The sequence below is a fragment of the Streptomyces sp. NPDC020490 genome (assembly GCF_044335305.1).
Lineage (GTDB): Bacteria > Actinomycetota > Actinomycetes > Streptomycetales > Streptomycetaceae > Streptomyces.
Window position 1 is genome coordinate 239,325 of record NZ_JBIRUY010000001.1, and the last position, 21,326, is coordinate 260,650.

16 protein-coding genes and 1 pseudogene are annotated in these 21,326 nt (G+C 72.1%); 11 read left to right on the plus strand and 6 right to left on the minus strand.

The features are described 5' to 3' along the window. Nucleotides 1-79: 79 nt before the first annotated feature. Nucleotides 80-1,900 carry an ABC transporter ATP-binding protein gene (locus tag ACH4ZX_RS01040; protein WP_398265456.1) on the plus strand — a complete coding sequence of 607 codons (1,821 nt, stop codon included), beginning with the start codon at nucleotides 80-82 and terminating at the stop codon, nucleotides 1,898-1,900. A 43-nt stretch (nucleotides 1,901-1,943) separates the two neighbouring features. Further along, nucleotides 1,944-2,783, plus strand: a complete 840-nt coding sequence (gene mltG, locus ACH4ZX_RS01045; RefSeq protein WP_398265459.1) for an endolytic transglycosylase MltG — start codon at nucleotides 1,944-1,946, stop codon at nucleotides 2,781-2,783. Between the two features lie 39 nt (nucleotides 2,784-2,822). On the opposite strand, the gene ACH4ZX_RS01050 is transcribed toward mltG, so the two are convergent. Continuing rightward, nucleotides 2,823-3,902 (minus strand): NAD(P)-binding domain-containing protein, encoded by a 1,080-nt coding sequence (locus tag ACH4ZX_RS01050; RefSeq protein ID WP_398265462.1) that lies wholly within the window; start codon nucleotides 3,900-3,902, stop codon nucleotides 2,823-2,825. 98 nt (nucleotides 3,903-4,000) lie between these two features. Between ACH4ZX_RS01050 and ACH4ZX_RS01055 the strand changes: the two genes are divergently transcribed. Both ACH4ZX_RS01055 and ACH4ZX_RS01060 read left to right on the plus strand, forming a co-directional pair. Beyond that, nucleotides 4,001-4,423 (plus strand): YjbQ family protein, encoded by a 423-nt coding sequence (locus tag ACH4ZX_RS01055; RefSeq protein ID WP_398265464.1) that lies wholly within the window; start codon nucleotides 4,001-4,003, stop codon nucleotides 4,421-4,423. Nucleotides 4,424-4,518: 95 nt separating this feature from the next. After that, nucleotides 4,519-6,408, plus strand: a complete 1,890-nt coding sequence (locus tag ACH4ZX_RS01060; RefSeq protein WP_398265467.1) for a propionyl-CoA synthetase — start codon at nucleotides 4,519-4,521, stop codon at nucleotides 6,406-6,408. A gap of 43 nt (nucleotides 6,409-6,451) precedes the next feature. Here the strand turns inward: ACH4ZX_RS01060 and ACH4ZX_RS01065 are convergent, their stop codons facing one another. From ACH4ZX_RS01065 to ACH4ZX_RS01075, 3 genes are all read right to left on the minus strand, one after another. Then, complete coding sequence (locus tag ACH4ZX_RS01065; protein WP_398265470.1) at nucleotides 6,452-7,492, minus strand: patatin family protein; 1,041 nt, start codon at nucleotides 7,490-7,492, stop codon at nucleotides 6,452-6,454. Nucleotides 7,493-7,623: 131 nt separating this feature from the next. After that, complete coding sequence (locus ACH4ZX_RS01070) at nucleotides 7,624-8,451, minus strand: SDR family NAD(P)-dependent oxidoreductase (RefSeq protein ID WP_398265473.1); 828 nt, start codon at nucleotides 8,449-8,451, stop codon at nucleotides 7,624-7,626. Then, complete coding sequence (locus tag ACH4ZX_RS01075; protein ID WP_398266647.1) at nucleotides 8,444-11,314, minus strand: amino acid permease; 2,871 nt, start codon at nucleotides 11,312-11,314, stop codon at nucleotides 8,444-8,446. Before ACH4ZX_RS01075 ends, ACH4ZX_RS01070 begins: the two co-directional genes overlap by 8 nt. Before the next feature lie 203 nt (nucleotides 11,315-11,517). Between ACH4ZX_RS01075 and ACH4ZX_RS01080 the strand changes: the two genes are divergently transcribed. Both ACH4ZX_RS01080 and ACH4ZX_RS01085 read left to right on the plus strand, forming a co-directional pair. Continuing rightward, nucleotides 11,518-12,186, plus strand: a complete 669-nt coding sequence (locus ACH4ZX_RS01080) for a TetR/AcrR family transcriptional regulator (RefSeq protein WP_398265475.1) — start codon at nucleotides 11,518-11,520, stop codon at nucleotides 12,184-12,186. A gap of 727 nt (nucleotides 12,187-12,913) precedes the next feature. Next, nucleotides 12,914-14,614, plus strand: coding sequence for a carbohydrate-binding module family 20 domain-containing protein (locus ACH4ZX_RS01085; protein WP_398265478.1), 1,701 nt, complete (start codon nucleotides 12,914-12,916; stop codon nucleotides 14,612-14,614). A 184-nt stretch (nucleotides 14,615-14,798) separates the two neighbouring features. On the opposite strand, the gene ACH4ZX_RS01090 is transcribed toward ACH4ZX_RS01085, so the two are convergent. Both ACH4ZX_RS01090 and ACH4ZX_RS01095 read right to left on the minus strand, forming a co-directional pair. After that, nucleotides 14,799-15,839: an ABC transporter permease gene (locus ACH4ZX_RS01090; RefSeq protein WP_398265481.1), complete on the minus strand. Its 1,041-nt coding sequence runs from the start codon at nucleotides 15,837-15,839 to the stop codon at nucleotides 14,799-14,801. A 2-nt stretch (nucleotides 15,840-15,841) separates the two neighbouring features. Beyond that, nucleotides 15,842-16,549, minus strand: a pseudogene (locus ACH4ZX_RS01095) (ATP-binding cassette domain-containing protein); the annotation flags it as partial. 367 nt (nucleotides 16,550-16,916) lie between these two features. Between ACH4ZX_RS01095 and ACH4ZX_RS01100 the strand changes: the two are divergent. From ACH4ZX_RS01100 to ACH4ZX_RS01120, 5 genes are read left to right on the plus strand one after another with little or no spacing between them, the layout of a single operon-like run. Further along, the gene (locus tag ACH4ZX_RS01100) at nucleotides 16,917-18,254 is read left to right on the plus strand and encodes an L-fuconate dehydratase (RefSeq protein WP_398265484.1); all 1,338 of its coding nucleotides are present in this window, start codon (nucleotides 16,917-16,919) and stop codon (nucleotides 18,252-18,254) included. Continuing rightward, nucleotides 18,251-19,009: an SDR family NAD(P)-dependent oxidoreductase gene (locus ACH4ZX_RS01105; protein ID WP_398265487.1), complete on the plus strand. Its 759-nt coding sequence runs from the start codon at nucleotides 18,251-18,253 to the stop codon at nucleotides 19,007-19,009. The genes ACH4ZX_RS01100 and ACH4ZX_RS01105 overlap by 4 nt, the downstream gene beginning before the upstream one ends. Next, nucleotides 19,006-20,034 carry an aldo/keto reductase gene (locus ACH4ZX_RS01110; protein WP_398265490.1) on the plus strand — a complete coding sequence of 343 codons (1,029 nt, stop codon included), beginning with the start codon at nucleotides 19,006-19,008 and terminating at the stop codon, nucleotides 20,032-20,034. Before ACH4ZX_RS01105 ends, ACH4ZX_RS01110 begins: the two co-directional genes overlap by 4 nt. Continuing rightward, complete coding sequence (locus ACH4ZX_RS01115) at nucleotides 20,031-20,342, plus strand: L-rhamnose mutarotase (RefSeq protein ID WP_398265493.1); 312 nt, start codon at nucleotides 20,031-20,033, stop codon at nucleotides 20,340-20,342. The genes ACH4ZX_RS01110 and ACH4ZX_RS01115 overlap by 4 nt, the downstream gene beginning before the upstream one ends. Then, complete coding sequence (locus tag ACH4ZX_RS01120) at nucleotides 20,339-21,217, plus strand: amidohydrolase family protein (RefSeq protein ID WP_398265496.1); 879 nt, start codon at nucleotides 20,339-20,341, stop codon at nucleotides 21,215-21,217. The genes ACH4ZX_RS01115 and ACH4ZX_RS01120 overlap by 4 nt, the downstream gene beginning before the upstream one ends. The last annotated feature ends 109 nt before the right edge of the window (nucleotides 21,218-21,326 follow it).

The following is a 21,326-nucleotide window of genomic DNA, read 5'->3' on the forward strand; positions in this document are numbered from 1 at the left end:
GACCAGGTTCATTGTGAGTATAGGTAACAATGAGCTAAGCTCCGCTCGTTCTCTTCACTCTCACTCCCCGTAGGAGCCCATGCATCCCGACCACGAACCCCGCTGGACACCGCCGGCCGACGCCAAGGAGCAGCCCCGGCAGGTCCGCCGCATCCTGCGACTCTTCCGCCCCTACCGCGGGCGCCTCACCGTCGTCGGCCTCCTGGTCGGCGCCGCGTCCCTGGTCTCCGTCGCGACCCCGTTCCTGCTGAAGGCGATCCTCGACGTCGCCATCCCCGAGGGCCGCACCGGCCTGCTCAGCCTGCTCGCGCTCGGCATGATCGTCAGCGCCGTCCTCACCAGCGTCTTCGGCGTGCTGCAGACCCTGATCTCCACGACGGTCGGCCAGCGCGTCATGCACGACCTGCGCACCGCCGTCTACGGCCGTCTGCAGCGTATGTCGCTCGCGTTCTTCACACGCACGCGTACCGGCGAGGTGCAGTCCCGCATCGCCAACGACATCGGGGGCATGCAGGCCACCGTCACCTCCACCGCCACCTCCCTGGTCTCCAACCTGACCAGCGTGGTCGCCACGATCGTCGCGATGATCGCCCTCGACTGGCGCCTGACCGTGGTCTCCCTCCTGCTGCTGCCGGTCTTCGTGTGGATCAGCCGCCGCGTCGGCAACGAACGCAAGCGGATCACCACCCAGCGCCAGAAGCAGATGGCGGCGATGGCGGCCACGGTCACCGAGTCGCTCTCCGTCAGCGGCATCCTGCTGGGCCGCACCATGGGCCGCTCCGACTCGCTCACCCGTACCTTCTCCGACGAGTCCGAGCGCCTGGTCGACCTGGAGGTGCGGGCGAACATGGCCGGCCGCTGGCGCATGGCCGTGATCACCATCGTCATGGCCGCGATGCCGGCCGTCATCTACTGGACCGCGGGGATGGCCCTGCAACTCGGCGGGCCCGAGGTCTCGATCGGCACGATCGTCGCCTTCGTCTCGCTCCAGCAGGGCCTGTTCCGCCCGACCGTCGGCCTGCTGTCGACCGGCGTGCAGATCCAGACCTCCCTCGCGCTGTTCCAGCGCATCTTCGAGTACCTCGACCTGCCGATCGACATCACCGAGCGGGACAACCCCGTCCGCCTCGACCGGATCAAGGGCGAGGTCCGCTTCGAGGGCGTCGAGTTCCGCTACGACGGGCAGGAAGGCCGCGACGGCAGGAGCGCCCCGATCCTCGACGGCATCGACATCGCCGTCCCCGCGGGCAGCGGCCTCGCGGTCGTCGGCCCGACCGGGGCCGGCAAGTCGACGCTGGGCTACCTGGTGCCGCGCCTGTACGACGTGACGGGCGGGCGGGTCACCCTCGACGGGGTCGACGTCCGCGACCTCGACTTCGACACCCTCGCCCGCGCGGTCGGCGTCGTCTCGCAGGAGACGTACCTCTTCCACGCCTCGGTGGCCGACAACCTCCGCTTCGCCAAGCCGGACGCCACCGACGAGGAACTGCGGGCGGCGGCCAAGGCGGCGCAGATCCACGAGCACATCGCGTCGCTGCCCGACGGCTACGACACGGTCGTCGGCGAGCGCGGCCACCGCTTCTCCGGCGGGGAGAAGCAGCGCCTGGCCATCGCCCGCACCATCCTGCGCGACCCGCCGGTGCTGATCCTCGACGAGGCCACCAGCGCCCTGGACACCCGTACCGAGCGCGCCGTCCAGGAAGCCATCGACGCCCTGTCGGCCGACCGCACCACGATCACCATCGCGCACCGCCTGTCCACGGTCCGCGGCGCGGACCAGATCGTGGTCCTCGACTCCGGGCAGGTGGCCGAGCGGGGCACGCACGAGGAACTGCTGGCGCGGGACGGGCGGTACGCCGCCCTCGTACGCCGGGATGCCCAACTGGAGCCGACAAGCTGAAAATATGCCGGGTTTGTGGTGATATGCGGGTTAACGTGCCCGCATGCAGACGAACACTCCGCCTCGGAACACGATCCGACTGACGCGCCGGGGCCGGCTCGTCCTCATCGCGACCGGAGCCGTCGTGGCCGGCACCGCCGTGGCGGTGCCGCTGCTGACCCGGGAGGGGAACGGCGACACCCGGCCCACCTCGCTGGTGATCCCGGAGGGCTGGCGGGCGAGCCAGATCTACGCGGCCGTCGACAAGGCCCTCGCCCTGCCCCCGGGCAGCACGCGGAGGTCGCTCCCGAAGGCGAACCTGAAGCTGCCGGACGACGCCCGGGGCAACCCCGAGGGATATCTCTTCCCGGCGACGTATCCGCTGCCCGAGAAGGCGACTCCGGAGTCCCTGCTGTCGGCCATGACCGAGAACGCCGGGAGGAAGTTCAACGGCGCCCCGATCGCCGCCGGCGCGCAGCGCAACGCGATGAACGTCTACCAGGCGGTCACCATCGCCAGCCTCGTCCAGGCCGAGGCCGCCACCAAGGCCGACATGGGCAAGGTGGCGCGGGTCATCTTCAACCGGCTGGAGCGCGGCATGCCGCTGCAGATGGACTCCACCGTCAACTACGCGCTCAACCGCGCGAAGGGGCGGACGACCGAGAACGACACCCGGATCGACAGCCCCTACAACTCCTACCAGCGCATGGGCCTGCCGCCCACGCCCATCGACAACCCGGGGGTGGACGCCATGCGCGCGGCGATCAGTCCGACGCCGGGCGACTGGCTGTACTTCGTCACCGTCAAGCCCGGCGACACCCGCTTCACCGCCAGCCTCGCCGAGCACCGGCGCGACGTCGCCGAGTCCGACGCCCGCCACCGCGGCGGAAAGCCGGCGCGATGACCGGGAGGCCGTTCGCCTCGGCAGTGCCGCCGCGGGGCGTCACGCGGCGACGGCCGGCTCCCCGGCGAGCAGGCGCCTGATGTCACGGACGGCGGCCCGGCCGGCCCGGTTGGCGCCGACGGTGCTGGCCGACGGCCCGTAGCCGACCAGGTGGACGCGGGGGTCGGCGACCGTCCGCGTCCCCTCCATCCGGATACCGCCGCCCGGCTCACGCAGCCGCAGCGGCGCCAGATGGTCGATCGCCGCCCGGAACCCGGTGGCCCACAGGATGACGTCGGCGGCGACGTGCCGCCCGTCCTGCCACTCCACCCCGTCCGGTGTGATCCGGTCGAACATCGGCTGCCGGTCGAGCACCCCGTCCGCGATCGCCTGCCGGACCGCGTCGTTCAGGGCCAGCCCGGTCACCGACACCACGCTCCGCGGCGGCAGCCCCCGCCGGACCCGCTCCTCCACCAGCGCGACTGCCGCCCGGCCCACGTCCTCGGTGAAGGGACCCTCGCGGAAGACCGGCGGCCGGCGGGTCACCCAGGTGGTGGCGGCCGCGTACGGGGCGATCTCCATCAGGTGCTGGGTGCCGGACGCGCCGCCGCCCACCACGACCACCCGCAGCCCGGCGAACTCCTCGGGCCCGGGGTACTGCGCCGTGTGCAACTGCCGTCCGAGGAAGGTCTCCTGACCGGGGTAGCGCGGCCAGAACGGCCGCTCCCAGGTGCCGGTCGCGTTGATCAGCGCCCGCGTCGACCAGACACCGGCCGAGGTCTCGACGAGCAGCCGGCCGCCCGCGCCCTCCCGCACGGCACGCACGTCGACCGGCCGCCGCACGGGCAGGCCGAAGGCGTGCTCGTACGCGGCGAAGTACTCGGCGATCACCCCGGAGGACGGTCGCGCGGGGTCGGCGTCGGTCAGCTCCATCCCCGGCAGCGAGTGCATTCCGTGCACCTTGCCGTACGTCAGCGACGGCCACCGGAACTGCCAGGCGCCGCCCGGACCGGGGGAGTGGTCCAGCACCAGGAAGTCGCGCGCCGGCTCGAAGCCGGTACGACGCAGGTGGTAGGCGGCGGACAGACCGGCCTGACCGGCGCCTGTGACGACGACCTCGACCTCGCGCATGTTGTTCACGTTTCCACCAACCGTGCCGAGGTCACGGGTCTTCCCGCCACCCGGCACCCGTGGGGCCGGACAGGTGGAAGACCCGGAGCATGGGTCAGGATGGGGGCATGTCAGATGCCTTCACCACCCGAGTCCTGAACGTGGCCTCCGGCTCCCACGAGCGGGTCGTGGACCTCACGCGCGACTGCGAAGCCTTCCTGCGGGAGGCGGCGGCCGGCCGTGACGGCCTGCTGAACGTCTTCGTCCCCCACGCGACCGCCGGCATCGCGATCATCGAGACCGGGGCCGGCAGCGACGACGACCTCCTCGCCGCCCTGCACACCCTGCTGCCCGCCGACGACCGGTGGCAGCACCGGCACGGCAGCCCCGGCCACGGCCGCGACCACGTCCTGCCGGCGTTCGTGCCGCCGCACGCGACGCTGCCGGTGCTGGGCGGCCGGCTGGAACTGGGCACCTGGCAGTCCGTGTGCCTGGTCGACACGAACCGGGACAATCCCCATCGAAAGGTGCGCTTGAGCTTCCTGGCGTGAAGAATCCGGCCCCCGACGGCGACCTGGCCTCCCGAACACCGGCCGACCGCGAGATCATGTAAGTGACCCATACGAGTCCGGTCAAGGAGAGCGCGATGGGAACGTACGAGGATGTCTTCCGCGCCAGCCTCGAAGCCCCGGAGACCTTCTGGCTGAAGGCGGCGCAGGGCATCGACTGGGAAGTGGCGCCGTCGCGGGCCCTGGACTCCACGGGCGCCCCCTTCCACCGCTGGTTCCCGGACGGGCGGCTGAACGTCTGCTTCAACGCGCTCGACCGGCACGTCGAGGCCGGCCGGGGCGAGCAGCCCGCGCTCGTCCACGACTCCCCGGTCACCGGCACCCGCCGCACCTACACCTACGCCGGCCTCCGGGACGAGGTGGCGGCCTTCGCCGGAGCGCTCACGCAGCTCGGCGTGGGACCCGGCGACCGGGTGGTGATCTACATGCCGATGGTCCCCGAGGCGGCCGTGGCGATGCTGGCCTGCGCCCGCATCGGCGCCGTCCACTCGGTCGTCTTCGGCGGTTTCGCCCCGCCCGAGCTCGCGGTCCGCATCGACGACGCCACCCCCAAGGTGGTCGTCTCCGCCTCCTGCGGCATCGAGGGCAAGCGCGTCATTCCCTACAAGCCGCTGCTGGACCGGGCGATCGAACTCGCCGCCCACAAGCCGGAGAAGTGCGTCGTCCTGCAACGTCCGCAGGCGGAGGCCGAACTGGGGCCGGACGACCTCGACTGGAACGAGGCGGTCGCCGGCGCCGAGCCGGCCGGCTGCGTCCCCGTGGCCGCGACCGACCCGCTCTACATCCTCTACACCTCCGGAACGACCGGGAAGCCCAAGGGCGTCGTCCGCGACTGCGGCGGCTACGCCGTCGCGCTGCGCTGGTCGATGGACGCCGTGTACGACGTGGGCCCGGGCGAGACCATGTTCACCGCCTCCGACGTGGGCTGGGTGGTCGGGCACTCGTACATCGTCTACGGGCCGCTGCTGGCGGGCGCCACCACGATCCTGTACGAGGGCAAGCCGGTCGGCACGCCGGACGCCGGCCAGTTCTGGCGGGTGGCCGCCGAGTACCGCGTCAAGTCCATGTTCACGGCGCCGACCGCCTTCCGCGCCATCCGCAAGCAGGACCCGGAGGGCGCCCTCGCCGCGCAGTACGACCTCTCCCACCTGCGCTACCTGTTCCTCGCCGGTGAGCGCCTCGACCCCGAGACCTACCGCTGGGCGAGCGAACTGCTGGACATCCGGGTGATCGACAACTGGTGGCAGACGGAGACCGGCTGGCCCATCGTCGCCAACCCGGTCGGCATCGAGGCAGCCCCCGTCAAACCCGGCTCGCCCACCGTCCCGCTGCCGGGCTGGGACGTCCGCGTCGTCGGCCCCTCGGGGCAGCCGCTCCCGGCGGGCGTCGACGGCGCGATCGTCGTCAGGCTCCCGCTGCCGCCCGGCGCCCTGCCCACCCTGTGGAACGACGACGCGCGCTACGTCGCCTCCTACCTCTCCGCCTTCGACGGCTACTACCTCACCGGCGACAGCGGCCACATCGACGAGGACGGCTACGTCTTCGTCATGGGCCGCACCGACGACGTCATCAACGTCGCCGGGCACCGGCTGTCCACCGGCAGCATGGAGGAGGCTCTGGCCTCCCACCCCGACGTCGCCGAGTGCTGCGTCATCGGCGTCGCCGACGCCCTCAAGGGACAGGTGCCGCGCGGCTTCGTCGTGCTGAAGGCGGGCAGCGACCGCGACCCGGCGGAGGTCGAGGCCGAACTCGTCCAGCTGGTGCGCGAGCGGATCGGCGCCGTCGCCTCACTCAAGGACGTCGCCGTCGTGCCCGCGCTGCCCAAGACGCGCTCGGGCAAGATCCTGCGCAAGACGATGCGAGGCATCGCCGACGGGCAGGAGGAACCCATCCCCTCCACGGTGGACGACCCGAGCGTGATCGAGACGCTCCGCCCGGTCCTGCGCCGCACCGGCCGGCCGGGCTGAGCGGGACATCGCGCGCGGGGCGGAGACCGGGACGCCGCGCCTGTCACGCCAGAAGGCGTGCGACGGCCATGCGTCCCGCTTCGAGGGCGGCCTTCAGCGTCTGTCCGTCACGGGTGAGGCGTCCGACCCGTGGTGAGTCCAGGGCCGGACGGACGGAGAGGACGGCCGGATCCGCCCGCTCCGCCCGCTCCGTCCGCGGTGCCGCGTCCGGCGGCGCCGCGGCGGGCAGTCCCGACCGGTCGTAGGCGGCGAGAAGGGCGTCGTCCTCGGCCAGCCGGCTGTCGCGGGCGTGGAAGACGTCGTGGAGCGCCTTGGGGTAGCCCCGCAGGGCGGTCGCGGTGACCACCCGCGCCCCGAAGGAGGGACGTACGGTCACCGCGGCGCCGGGGCCCGCGGCGGGCGGCTGCGGCGCCGGTCGGGAGCGCAGCACGAGAACATGCGTCGCGCCCTGGGCCAGGGCGGTGCGGTAGGGGATCGACTCGGCGAGCCCGGCGTCGTAGAAGACCCGCCCGCCCAGTTCGACGGGCGGGCCCGCGAGGAACGGCAGGGCCGCGCTGGCGCGCAGCGCCAGCCGCAACTCGACGGGGCCCGCCAGGAACGGGCGCAGGTCGGTCGAGACGCCGGTGTGCGCGTCGGTGGCGAGCGGGTGGTACTCCACCGGGTTGGCCAGGATGGACTCGAAGTCCATGCGGGCCACCTCGCGGTACAGGTGCTCGACCAGGTTGCGCACGTCGACCACGGGACGCCCGCGCCACAGGTTGGACGGGCGGATCATCGCCCTCGCGTAGGCGGGTTCCGCCCATCCCGTCAGGCTCTCCGGGGTGCTGCTGAGCAGCCAGGCGCCCGTGATGGCCCCCGCGGAGGCCCCGTAGACGGCGTCGAACACGTCCGTCAACCCCGCCTCGTGCAGGGCGAGGGCCATTCCCGCGGAGATGGTCCCGCGCATGCCGCCGCCCTCGATGACCAGGGCCAGGCGCAGGCCGTCGCGGCGTTCGCCGGGCCTGCTGCCGTCACGTGACCGGCCGGTGACGACCCTCAGCACGTCGTGCCGGTCCTCGGCTGCGCGGCGGCTGTCTCGGCGCATGCGCCCTCTCTCTTCTCTTCTGTGTTCTCCGTACGGCTCTTCTGTGTTCTCCGTACGGCGGGCGGTTCTCATGCTCACACGGGCCCGTCGCCCGTGGAGGCCGGGTGGGCCGGCCTCCACGGGCGACGGTCTCATCCTTGTGGGATCCCCTTGCCCGCCAGGTACTTCGCGCGCCCCCGCCGGCCGATCGCCTCCGCCGGGCCCAGCAGGTGCGGCACCACCCACGGGAACGACTCGAGGATCCGGCACAGGACCGAGTCGCTGTACGGAAGGTAGTGCTCGAGGCGGCGCCGGCGCAGCGCGCGCTCGAAGACCCGCGCGACGTCGTCGGCCGTGCTCACCTTGCCCAGGAAGTTGAGCAGGCTGCCGTCGTGGGTCGCCTCGTGGAGCAGCATCGGGGTGTCGACGGCGCTCGGGTAGATGCCGCTGACCGCGACCCCGCTCCCGCGCAGTTCGGCGCTCAGCGCCGCGAGGTAGGCGCGCAGCCCCGCCTTGGCCGCCGAGTACGCCGCCGAACCGGGGAGCGCGAGAATGCCGCCCGTCGACACCGTGGCGACGATGTGCCCCCGGCCACGCGCCTTCATGACGCGGGCCGCGGACGCCGCGAGCTCTGTGACGGACCCGAGCATGACGTCGAGCTGGAGGCGGAGCCGGGCGGCCGGGGAGTCCACGACGTCTCCGGGGACGATCACGCCGGCGTTCAGGAAGACCAGTTCCAGCCGGTCGGCCCAGTCCTCCTCGACCCGTGCGCACAGCGCCGCCACCGCGTCCCGGTCGGACAGGTCGCAGGCGACGGGGACGGCGTCCGCTCCGGCCGCCAGGGCCGCTTTCCGCGCGAGTGTCTCGTCCCGCTCGACGCACAGCAGGGTGCCGCCCCGTGCGGCGAGCCGGGCGCAGACGGCCTCGCCGATCCCGCCGGCCGCGCCGGTGACGAGCGCGAGGAACGGACGGTCAGACATGGGTGGGCTCCTTCGGCGGTTCGGACGTGCGGTTCGAGGAGGTCGGGGATGTCGAGGAGTCCGAGGAGGCCGGGGAGGCCGGGGAGGCCGGGGAGGTGCCGGCCGGCGCGTCGGCGCGCAGGCCGTCGTAGGTGTGGTCGTCGACGTCGTGCCAGCCGAACCGGTCGCGGAACTGCGCGAGGTAGGCCATGTACGTGGAGCGCTCGACGTAGTTGGTGTGCCGCGGGCTGTCGACGTACTTGACGCCACCGCGCAGGTCCGGGGTGTCGGTGCGCTTGAGCCCGGCCAGCTCGTCCTTGCGGACGCCGGTCTCCCGGGCGTTAATGTCGATCATGATGAGCTGGGCCATCTCGTCGAACCGCTTGTACGCGGCGTCCGCGAACTCGACGAAGCCCAGCACGTACAGGGAGTCCAGCTCCCGCGAGAAGACGTTGAGGTACAGCTGCGGGTGGCCGTGCTTCCACTCCAGCAGTCCCTGGTCGAGGAACGGCATCCGGTACTCGTAGCCGGTCGCGAGGAGGATCTCGTCGACCTCGGCCTCGCTGCCGTCGGCGAACACGACGCCGGTCTCGGTCAGGCGCGCGATGTCCGGCCTGGCGACCAGGTCGCCGTGCGCGAGGTGGTGCAGCACCTGGGTGTTCATGATGGGGTGGCTGCTCAGCGCGTCGTGGTCCGGCGCCGGGAGTCCGAAGCGGGTCAGGTCGCCGACGAGCGAGTCGAGCATCGCGTTGACGTCGCTGGAGAGCACGACACCCTTCGGCGGGTCGAGCTTCCCGGTGAGCAGGGCGTCGGTCGGCAGACCGGCGACGTGCTTGGGCACGAACCGGTAGCCGCGCCGCACCGACAGGTACGCCGTCTCCGCGTGCCGTGCGGCGTCGCAGGCGATGTCGACGCCGGAGTTGCCGGCGCCCACGATGAGCACCCGCTTGCCGCGGAACTCCAGGCCGTCCCGGAAGGTGACCGAGTGCCTGATCGTGCCGCGGAAGACCTCCTGTCCGGGCAGGGTGACCTCGTTGGGGTGCCAGGTGACGCCGGGGCAGCAGACGAGCCCGTCGTACTCGCGGACCGTGCCGTCGGAGAGCGTGACCCGCCACCGGTCGTCGGCGATCGGCTCGGCGGACGTGACCTCGGTGCTGAAGCGGACGTGCCGGTGGAGGTCGTACTGGCGGCCGAAGTCCCTGATGTAGTCGCGGATCTCCCGCCAGCGCGGGTAGTCCGGGAAGTGCGCGGGCATGGGCGCGCCGTAGAAGCCGCTGGTGTACTTGGAGCTGATGAAGTGGCAGCTGTCGTACATCGGGCTGCCGGCGAAGTCGGGGTCCCAGATCCCGCCGAAGTCCGGACTGCGCTCGTACCAGTCGAACGGCACACCTTCGCGCAGCAGGTTGCGCGCCATGATCATCCCGGACGGTCCGGCGCCGACGACGCAGTAGCGCCGGGTGTACGCCGGCCGCTCGTCCGGGGTGCGCCGGTCGGGGCGGTGCCGGTTCTTGGTGCCGGCCAGTTGGGTGTAGGCGAGCGGGCGCCGGGAGCGCAGTCGCAGCGCGGCGGCGACACCGGCGGCGGCCGTGACGGCGATCAGCAGCGGAACGGCGTTGACGATCACGTTGTCCGAGCCGGTCAGGGTCTCGTAGTTCGTGGAGGCCAGGACGAACGCCGTCCCGAGTCCGAGCGCGCCGACCACCGGCGCTACGACGCCGGAGAACGGCCGCCGGTCGCCGCGGCCGCGGAAGAACAGCGCGACCGCCAGCGCCGTGCAGGCCTGGACGAGGACGATCGACAGCGTGCCCAGGCCGACGACCGCCGCGGCGATCGTCTCGTAGGGGTCCGCGCCCGCCAGACCCATCACGCCGACGACGCCGACCGTGACGGCGGTGACGACGGTGCTGCCGATGTGCGGGCTCTGGTGCACCGGGTGGTAGCGGCCGAGGGCCCGCGGCGCGACCTGCTCCCAGCCGAGCGCGAACAGGTAGCGGCTCGCGGCGTTGTGCAGCGCGATCCAGGAGGCGAGGACGCTCATGCACAGCAGCACCGCGCAGGCGTCGAGCAGCACGGTCCCGCCGTACTGCTGGGCGAGGGTGAAGACCAGGTTCCCCAGATCCTTGCGGGCCCGCTCCGGCGCCGCGGTGCCGCCGGCGCCGCCGATCACGATCCACGCGGTGAGCACGTAGAAGACGGCGATCGAGGTCACCGAGATGTACAGTGCGCGCGGGATGCTGCGCACCGGGTCTCCGGTCTCCTCCCCGTACAGGGCCGCCGACTCGAAGCCCACGAAGCTCGTGAAGGCGAACATCAGCGCGATGCCGAGCGAGCCGCCGAACAACTGGCCCGCCGAGAACGACTCGGCCGGGAACGCGGCGCCGCCCTTGTGCCCGACGACGAGGACGTCGAGGACGAGCAGGACCGCGAATTCCAGGGCCATGAGGATGCCGAGGAAGCGTGCCGAGACGTCCGCGCTGCGGTGCCCGAACGCGGCCACGACCACCACCCCGGCCGCGGTGAACACGCCCCACGGGACGTCGACCCCGGACTGGGCGAAGACCAGGGAGGTGAAGTACCCGAACACCGCCGCCATCCCGACCGCGAGCGAGAGGTAGCCCAGGGCGGCGATGTACGCGGTGGCGACGCCGGCCTGCTTGCCGAGGCCGCGGGCGACGAAGACGTAGAACGCGCCGTCGTTCACGACACGGCTGCTCATCGCCGAGTATCCGACGGCGAAGCACAGCAGGACCGCGGCCGCCAGGATGTACGCGGCGGGCAGCGATATGCCGTTGCCGCGGACGAGTGCGAGGGGTGCGTTGCCGGAAATGGCGGCCATGGGGGCCGCGGCGGCGATGACAAGGAAGACCACCCGGCGGGTGGACAGTACGCGGCGCGCTCGGCCCTTGCCCGCTTCGGGCGCGCCTGTGGTGGGTGCGGAACGTTCGCCCTGCTGATCGTCTCACGGTGTCTCCTCCTGCTGCTGCTGCTCCTCGGCGAGGTTGGGCGTGAGCGTACGCGGCGGTTGGTCGGCTGACCAAATATCTTGGTAGCGTGACCAAATCGAGACGCCGTGCGAGACTGAGGCCCATGGATGCCGAACCCGTCGAGTCCGGGCAGTCGCCGAGCAGGCGCCGTCGCGCGCAGCGCGCCACGAGCGAGGAGCTCGTCACGGCGGCCATCCGGGTCATCGGCCGGGAGGGCGTCGCCGCGGCCACGACCCGCAAGATCGCCGAAGAGGCCGGCGTTCCGCAGGGCACCGTCCACTACTGGTTCACCGACAAGAACGAACTGCTCCAGGACGTGGTCCTCGCCATCGTCGAGCGCCTGCGGAAGTCGGTCGCCGCGGGTGACCGGCTGGACGGCGTCGTCACGCCCGAGGACCTGCGGGCGGGCCTGCGCGCCGCGTGGGCCGAGGTGTCCGGCGACGACCCCGGCACCCAGCTCGGGTACTACGAACTCACCGCGCTCGCGCTGCGGAACCCGTCCATGCGCGAACTGGCCAGGCGCCAGTACCGCAGCTACCGGGACCTGGCGGCGCACACCCTCGCGTCCCTGCTCGTGGACGTCGAACCCGGGCGGGCCGCCGCGCTCGCCCAGCTCGTGGCCGTCACCTTCGACGGCCTCGCCCTGGCCTGGCTCGCCGATCCCGAGGGCACACAGCCCGAGCCGGTCCTCGACCTGCTCGCCGACGCGGTTCTCCAGGCGAAGGAAGCCGGCCGCGGCGTCGCCGCGCAGGCGGCGGACGCCGGCGCCTGACGGCCGGAACAGCCGGTCGCCGAGTCACGTCGGCGGCGCCGCGCCGGGTTAGGAAGGCGCGGGCCGCGAGCCGCGGCGGCGGGTCCGGGCCGTGCCCCCGGACAGGGAACTTGGTGCCCCCCCGGCCTCTGTGCGCCGCCGAACGGGCGCGTCGCGCCGCGTGTGCCACGGGGCACCTCCGCCCGTCGGCTGAACGCCGTCGCCGACGGCTGCCGGTCGGGCGCGCGCATGCGGACGGCCACGCGCAGGCGGTCCCGCGCGTACAGGCGGTCGGCCACGCGCAGGCGGTCGGCCGGGCCCGCGCCTGTTCCCGGCTGTCGTCGGCCGCCGGCCTCGGACACCGTGTCGGCCTCGTCCGGCCCGGGGACCCCCGGTAGGACCCGCCCGGTTCCGGAGCGGCGAGCCGGGTTCATGGTCCGCGGTCGAAGCTCCGGCCCGGACGGCCGGGCGCGTCGGGGGCGCGGCCTGCGCGCACCCCGCGGCCGGGGCCGGAGTCGGTTGAAAGTAACACCGATGCAATCCTTGCGAAAGAGCTTTCACGTGCCGCGTTCAACTGTTGCCTGGTCAACTCCGTTTTCTGCGAGAAGGGTTGACCTTCGGTAACCCACGACTTACGGTCTCGACGAAATTTCTTGCAGCAAGAACCATCGACGAGGCCTTCCCTGGCACGGCGCGTTGTCACACGAGGCCGCCTCCGGTATCACCCCCCTCCGGAACTGGAGAAAACATGGCCAGAAAGACCGTGGCAGCTGCACTCGCCCTGGTGGCGGGAGCCGCTGTGGCCGTCACGGCACCGACGCCGGCGCAGGCAAGCGCGCCCGGCGGCAAGGACGTCACCGCGGTGATGTTCGAATGGAACTTCGCGTCCGTCGCGAAGGCCTGCACGGACGAGCTGGGCCCCGACGGGTACGGGTACGTCCAGGTCTCCCCGCCCAACGAGCACATCCAGGGCAGCACCTGGTGGACGGCCTACCAGCCGGTCAGCTACAAGATCGGCACCAAGCTCGGCGACCGCTCGGCCTTCAAGAGCATGGTCGACACCTGCCACGCGGCGGGCGTCAAGGTGGTCGTCGACAGCGTGATCAACCACATGGCGAACGCCTCCGGCACGGGCACCGCCGGGTCGTCCTTCACCAAGTACGACTACCCCGGCACGTACTCCGCCGCCGACATGGACGACTGCACGGCCAACATCACCAACTACGCCGACCGCTGGAACGTCCAGCACTGCGAACTGGTGGGCCTGCCCGACCTCGACACCGGTGAGGAGTACGTCCGCAAGACCATCGCCGGCTACCTGAACGACCTGCTCTCCCTCGGCGTCGACGGCTTCCGCATCGACGCCGCCAAGCACATCGCCGAGGACGACCTCGCCAACATCAAGTCCCGCCTGAGCAACCCGGGCGTGTACTGGAAGCAGGAGACCATCGGCGCCTCCGGCGAGGCGGTCCAGCCGTCGGAGTACTACAACACCGGCGACGTCCAGGAGTTCCACTACGGCTACGACCTCAAGCGGGTCTTCAACAACGAGAAGCTCGCCGAGCTGAAGAACTTCGGCGAGGCCTGGGGCTACGTCCCCAGCGGCAAGGCGTCCGTCTTCGTCACCAACCACGACACCGAACGCAACGGCGGCACCCTCACCTACAAGGACGGCGCCAACTACACCCTGGCCCACGTGTTCATGCTGGCCTGGCCCTACGGCTCGCCCGACGTGCACTCCGGATACGAGTTCACCAACACCGACGCCGGCGGGCCGAACAACGGCCAGGTGAACGCCTGCTACACCGACGGCTGGAAGTGCCAGCACGCCTGGCGCGAGATCGCGAGCATGGTCAAGTTCCGCAACACCGCCGCCGGCACCTCGGTGACCAACTGGTGGGACAACGGCGGCAACCAGATCGCGTTCGGCCGCGGCGACAAGGCGTACGTCGCCATCAACCACGAGGGCTCCTCGCTCACCCGTACCTTCCAGACCTCCCTGCCCTCCGGCAGCTACTGCGACGTGCAGAGCGGCAAGGGCGTCACGGTCGACTCCTCCGGGCAGTTCACCGCGACGCTGGGCGCCAACACCGCGCTGGCCCTGCACGTGGGGGCGAAGAACTGCGACACCACCACCCCGCCCGACCCGGCGCCCACCGCCGGCGCCTCCTTCAACGTCAACGCCACCACCCAGTGGGGCGAGAACATCTACGTCGTCGGCAACACCTCGGCCCTCGGCAACTGGGACACCTCCGCCGCCCTCAAGCTGGACCCGGCGAGCTACCCCGTCTGGAAGCTCGACGTGTCGATGCCCGCGGGAACGTCCTTCGAGTACAAGTACATCCGCAAGGACGCCGGCGGCGCGGTCACCTGGGAGAGCGGCTCCAATCGCACGGCCACGGTCCCGTCCAGCGGCGTGATCACGCTGAACGACACCTGGCGCGGCTGACCGCCGCTTCCCCCGGCACACCCGCGCCGGACCGCCCCGGCCCCCGCACCGGACCGCCCCGGCCCCCGCACCGGACCGTCCGGCCGCCTCACCGCGGCCGGGCGGTCCGGCTTCTCCGCAGGTTCGTTCCGTCGCTTCAGCGCCTCGTCCGTCAGCACCACGAGCATGCCTCCCGGGCCCGCCGTCACTCCTGCTTCTCGCCCGAGGCGAACCGCGAGATGACCAGGGCGACGATGATGATCGCCCCGTTGAGGAACTGGTTCCACAGCGGGGGCACGCCCGCCAGCGTCATGACGTTGACGACGAGCTGCAGCGTCAGTACGCCGGTGAGCGCGCCGAAGACGGATCCCTTGCCGCCGTTGAGGCTGACCCCGCCGATCACGGTCGCGGCGAAGACCTGGAAGATCCAGCCGCTGCCCTGGGTGGCGGAGATGGACCCGTAGTGGCCGCTGTACAGGACACCGGCGAACGCGGCCAGCAGGCTGCCGAGGACCAGCACCGCCCACACGATCCGGTCGACCTCGATGCCGGCCGTGCGAGCCGCTTCCGTGTTGCCGCCGATCGCGTACAGCGCCCGGCCGTGGCGCAGCCAGGCCAGCGCGCTGCCGCCGAGGGCGAACAGCACCGCACAGATCCAGATCGCGGCCGGCGCACCCAGCCAGGACGCTCTGCCCAGGTAGGTGAAGGAGGAGGGCAGTTCGACGATGGACTGGCCCTGGGAGAGGGCCACCTGGAGGCCGCGCAGCATGGTCAGCATGCCGAGGGTGACGATGAACCCGTTGAGGCGCAGCTTCAGGATCAGGAAGCCGTTCACCGCGCCGATCACGACGCCGACCAGCAGGCAGAGCGGTACGGCAGTCCACTCGGGCAGCAGTCCGAGCCCGCTGAACCGGCCGCCATGGGCCGGCAGCACCAGCCAGACCGCGATGACGGGCGCCACGCCGATGGTGGACTCCAGGGAGAGGTCCATCCGCCCGCAGACGAGGATCAGCGCGGTGGCGAGGACCAGCAGGCTCAGCTCCGTGGACTGCTGGGCGACCCCGATGAGATTGTCGGCGGTGAGGAAGGCCGGCGAGACGATGAAACCGATCACCATCAAGGCGAGGATGGCCGGGATCAGGGACAGTTCACGGAAGCGGCCGAGGCGGAGCCCGCGCCGGGCGTCCCCGGCGACGGCCTGTGAGGTGGTCGCCGTGGAGTCGGTGACATCTGTGGTGGCGGACATGACTACCCTTCGTGCTCCTCGGTGTCGGATGCTCCGTGCCTGCCGGCCACGCCCTCCATGGCGGCGACCAGTTCCTCGTCCCTCCAGCCGTGCTCGAACTCGGCGACCGTCCGGCCGTGGAACATGACGACGACCCGGTCGCACGCCCTGAGGTCGTCCAGTTCGTCGGAGACGATCAGCGCGGCCTTGCCGCCGTCCGCCACCTGCCGGATCCGGTTCAGCAGGAACTCCTTGGACCTGACGTCCACTCCGTTGGTGGGGCGGACGGCCACCAGTACGTGCGGGTCGGTGGCCAGGGCCCGGGCGACCACGACCTTCTGCTGGTTGCCGCCCGAGAGCGCCGACACCGGGGTGGCCGCGCTCGGCGTCTTGATGCCGAGGTCGCGGATCATCCGCTGGGCGAACGAACGGGTGCGGGCGGGAAGGACCGTGCCGTAGGGGCCCAGTCGGCCGGTGACCGTCAAGGTGGCGTTCTCCGCCACGCTGCGGCCGTTGACCAGGCCCTGCAGATGCCGGTCCTCGGGGACCAGACCGACCCCCGCGGCGAGCGCCGACGGAATGCTGCCGGTGCGGACGGACCGGCCGGCGACCGAGATCGTGCCGGCCGCGGCGCGGTGCAGACCGGCGATGGCCTCGCCGACCCGGACGTTGCCGCTCGCCGTCGCGCCGGCGAGCCCGACCACCTCGCCCGCGCCGACGGACAGCGAGACCCCGGTGTCCGGGCGGATGGCGCAGTGATTCCTCCGATGTATCTCGGGATGTCGAGGACGTTACGGCCGCCTTGCGGATGCTGGCAAGGGGAGCGTCGCGACGATTTGCCGCCGATGGCCGGGGCTTCTTCCATGCCAGGGTTTCGTGCGCGCAATGAGCCCGAAAAATAACGACTATGACGAGCCGTCACCCGTGTGCGGGCCGGCTCGCAGGGCGCACACGCCCGAGGGGTCCGTTGCCAGGCGGCCGTAGTGCGTCTACAGTCACGTTGCTGTCATTCCTCCGATGAATCCATGGTGAGACGTTCGAGCGCGCTCTGGACCCCCCAGCCCGTGAGCCCATCACGCCTGCGCGAAAGGCACCTCTGTGACTGCAACCATCGCCCGGATCACCGCGGTCGACACCTTCGACGTCCGTTTCCCCACCTCCCGGGAACTGGACGGCTCCGACGCGATGAATCCGGACCCCGACTACTCGGCCGCGTACGTGGTCCTGCGCACCGACGCCGGCGACGGCCTCGAAGGGCACGGCTTCACCTTCACCATCGGACGCGGCAACGACGTGCAGGTCGCCGCGATCGGGGCCCTCCGCCCCCATCTCCTCGGCCGTTCGGTGGACGAACTGTGCGCCGACCCCGGGACGCTGAGCCGGGACCTGATCGGAGACAGCCAACTGCGTTGGCTGGGACCCGAGAAGGGGGTGATGCACATGGCGATCGGGGCGGTCGTCAACGCCGCCTGGGACCTCGCCGCGAAGCGGGCCGGACAGCCGTTGTGGCGCCTGCTGGCCCATGCCGATCCGGAATGGCTGGTCTCGCAGGTCGACTTCCGCTACATCGCCGACGCCCTCACCCCCGAGGAGGCCCTCGCCCTGCTGCGCGAGGGCCGCGCCGGACTGGCGGACCGGGAATCCGTCCTGCTGGAACACGGCTACCCCGGCTACACCACGTCACCGGGCTGGCTCGGCTACCCGGACGAGAAGCTCACCCGGCTGGCCAAGCAGGCCGTCGCCGACGGCTTCACCCAGATCAAGCTGAAGGTCGGCGCCGACCTGGACGACGACATCAGGCGCCTGCGCACCGCCCGGGCCGCCGTCGGCGACGGCGTGCGCATCGCGATCGACGCGAACCAGCGCTGGAACGTCGCCGAGGCGGTCGAATGGACCACCGCGCTCGCCGGATTCGACCCGTACTGGATCGAGGAACCCACCAGCCCCGACGACGTCCTCGGACACGCCACGGTCCGGGCGGCGGTCGCGCCGGTCAAGGTCGCCACCGGGGAGCACGTGCAGAACCGCGTCGTCTTCAAGCAGCTGCTGCAGGCCGGTGCCGTCGACGTGCTCCAGATCGACGCGGCGCGGGTCGGCGGGGTCAACGAGAACCTGGCCATCCTGCTCCTCGCCGCGAAGTTCGGAGTCCCGGTCTGCCCGCACGCCGGCGGGGTGGGCCTGTGCGAACTCGTGCAGCACCTGTCCATGTTCGACTACCTGACGCTGTCCGGCACCACCGAGGACCGGGTCATCGAGTACGTCGACCACCTCCACGAGCACTTCACCGCACCGGTCGTCATGCGCGAAGGCCATTACACCGCGCCGCTCGCCCCTGGCTTCTCCGCCACCATGCGCCCCGAATCCGTCACCGCATACCGTTACCCGGACGGCACGTTCTGGGCAGCCGACCTCGCGGAGCAGGAGGAGCGCGCATGACCGGTCTGACAGGCCTGAAGGCGATCGTCACGGGCGGCGCCTCCGGCATCGGTCTCGCCGCGGCCCGGATGCTCGCCGGCCAGGGCGCCGCGGTGGCCGTGCTCGACCTGGACCCCTCCGGCGTGCCCGCCCCGTTGCTCGCCCTGAAGGCCGACGTCACCGACGACGCCGCGGTGCGCGGGGCCGTCGCCGACGCGGCCGAGCGGCTCGGCGGCCTCGACATCCTCGTCAACAACGCCGGGATCGGCGCGCAGGGCACCGTCGAGGACAACCCCGACGAGCAGTGGCACCGCGTCCTGGACGTGAACCTCCTCGGCATGGTGCGCACCAGCCGGGCCGCCCTGCCGCATCTGCGGCGCTCGCCGCACGCGGCGATCGTCAACACCTGCTCGATCGCGGCCACCGCCGGGCTCCCGCAGCGTGCCCTGTACTCCGCCAGCAAGGGCGCGGTCCTCGCGCTGACCCTGGCCATGGCCGCGGACCACGTCCGCGAGGGAATCCGGGTCAACTGCGTCAACCCCGGAACCGCCGACACCCCCTGGATCGCACGGCTGCTCGACGCCGCCGACGACCCCGAGGCCGAGCGCGCCGCCCTGAACGCGCGTCAGCCGATGGGGCGCCTGGTCACCGCGGAAGAGGTGGCGGCGGCCGTCGTCTATCTGGCGAGTCCCGCCGCCGCGTCCGTCACCGGCACGGCCCTCGCGGTGGACGGCGGGATGCAGGGGCTCCGGCTGCGTCCGGCGGCCGGCTCGTGAGGACGACGGCGCTGGGCGGCTCCGGAGTCCGGGTGACCGGGCTGGCGTTCGGGGCCGCCGGCATCGGCAACCTCTACCGCCCCGTCACCGACGAGGCGGCCGCCGCGACCCTGGAGGCCGCCTGGGACGCGGGCATCCGGGCCTTCGACACCGCGCCCCACTACGGACTCGGCCTGTCCGAACGCCGCCTGGGCGCAGCCCTGCGCGGCCGGCCCCGGGAGGCCTACACCGTCTCGACGAAGGTGGGACGCCTGCTGGTGCCGGACGACGGCGGCGGCGGCGACGACCTGGCGAACGGCTTCGCCGTACCGGCGACCCACCGCCGCGTCTGGGACTTCAGCGCCGACGGCGTCCTGCGCTCACTGGAGGCCAGCCTCGCCCGGCTCGGCCTGGACCGGGTGGACATGGTCCTGCTGCACGACCCCGACGACCACGCCGACCAGGCACTGCGCGAGGCGTACCCGGCCCTGGAACGACGGCGCGGCGAAGGCGTCGTCGGCGCGATCGGCATCGGCATGAACCAGTGCGCCGTCCCCGCCCGGTTCCTGCGCGAGACCGACATCGACGTCGTCCTGCTGGCCGGCCGCTACACCCTCCTCGAACAGGAGGGCCTCGCCGACGTGCTGCCCGCGGCCGCCGCCCGCGGCCGCGGCGTCCTCATCGGCGGCGTCTTCAACTCCGGTCTGCTGGCCGACCCGAGACCGGGCGCCGCATACGACTACGCGCCCGCGCCCGAGGCCGTGCTCGACCGGGCGCTGCGGCTGAAGGCGGTCACCGAACGTCATGGTGTGCCGCTGCGCGCCGCCGCCCTGCGCTTCCCCTTCGGCCATCCGGCCGTGGCCGCGGTGCTGACCGGCGCCCGCTCCGCCGACGAGGTGCGCGACGCCGTGGACCTGCTGCGGTGCGCCGTTCCGGACGCCGTCTGGGACGACCTGCGCGCGGAAGGTCTGCTGGACCACGACACGCCGGTCCCCACGCTCGGACCGGCCGCCGGACAAGCCCCGCCGCCGAAGGAGCCGAGGTGAGGATCGCCCTGCACACCGAGGTCCGCGCCGACCGCGTCGAGGAGTACGAGGCCGCCCACCGGGAGGTCCCCGCGGAACTGACCGCCGCCATCCGCGCGGCCGGCGTCACCGCCTGGACCATCTGGCGCGGCGGCACCCACCTCTTCCACCTCCTGGAGACCGAGGACTACTCCGCGATGATCGCCGAACTGGAGAAGCTGCCCGTCAACATCGCCCGGCAGGCCCGGACGGCCGACCTGCTGGAGGTCGTCCACGACTACTCCGCCGCGGGCGCCGACGCCTCGCTCCCCGTGGTGTGGGAGTTGTGAGCACCGTGCCGGACGGGCCGGCCGTCATCGATTCGCACCACCACGTCTGGGACCTCGCCGTCCGCGACCAGGACTGGCTCGGCGAAGCGGAACTGGCCCCACTGCGCCGGGACTTCACCCTCGCCCACCTCGAACCCGAGGCCCGTGCCGCCGGCGTCACCGCCACCGTGCTCGTCCAGACGGTCGCCGTCGCGGAGGAGACCCCGGAGTTCCTGGTCCTGGCGGCCGGCAGCGACCTGGTCGCCGGGGTCGTCGGCTGGACCGACCTGACCGCCCCGGACATCGCCGACGCCCTGGCCGCGCTGCGCGAATCGCCCGGCGGCGAACACCTGGTGGGAATCCGCCACCTGGTGCAGGGCGAGCCCGACCCCCGCTGGCTGCTGCGCCCCGACGTCCTGCGCGGACTGTCCGCCGTCGCCGACGCCGGACTCGTCTACGACCTGCTGGTCAAGCCGCACCAGCTCCCCGCGGCCGTCGAGGCGGCGCGGCGTCTGCCGGGCCTCACCTTCGTCCTGGACCACCTGGCCAAGCCCCCCATCGCCTCCGGCGGGCTCCACCCCTGGGCAGAGGAGGTGCACCGGCCCGCGGCCCTGCCCAACACCGTGTGCAAACTCTCCGGCATGGTCACGGAGGCCGACTGGGCGTCCTGGACCGTCGACGACCTCGCGCCGTACGCGGACACCGTCCTGAACGCCTTCGGTCCCGAGCGGGTGATGTTCGGCTCCGACTGGCCGGTGTGCCGGCTCGCCGCCGGCTACGCCGACGTCCTCGGGGCGGCCCGCGCCCTGATCGCCGGTCTCACCCCGGCCGAACAGGGGGACATCCTGGCGGGCACCGCCGCCCGCACCTACGGGCTCCCGCCCGGTCCGCTGTAGACGACGGTCCTGCGCGAGGGCCGGTCCCGCCGGGGGAGCGGCGGGACCGGCCCTGTCATGGCACGGCGGTGCCGCCGCTCAGCTTGTCGCCCATCGCTGGCTGCCGGAA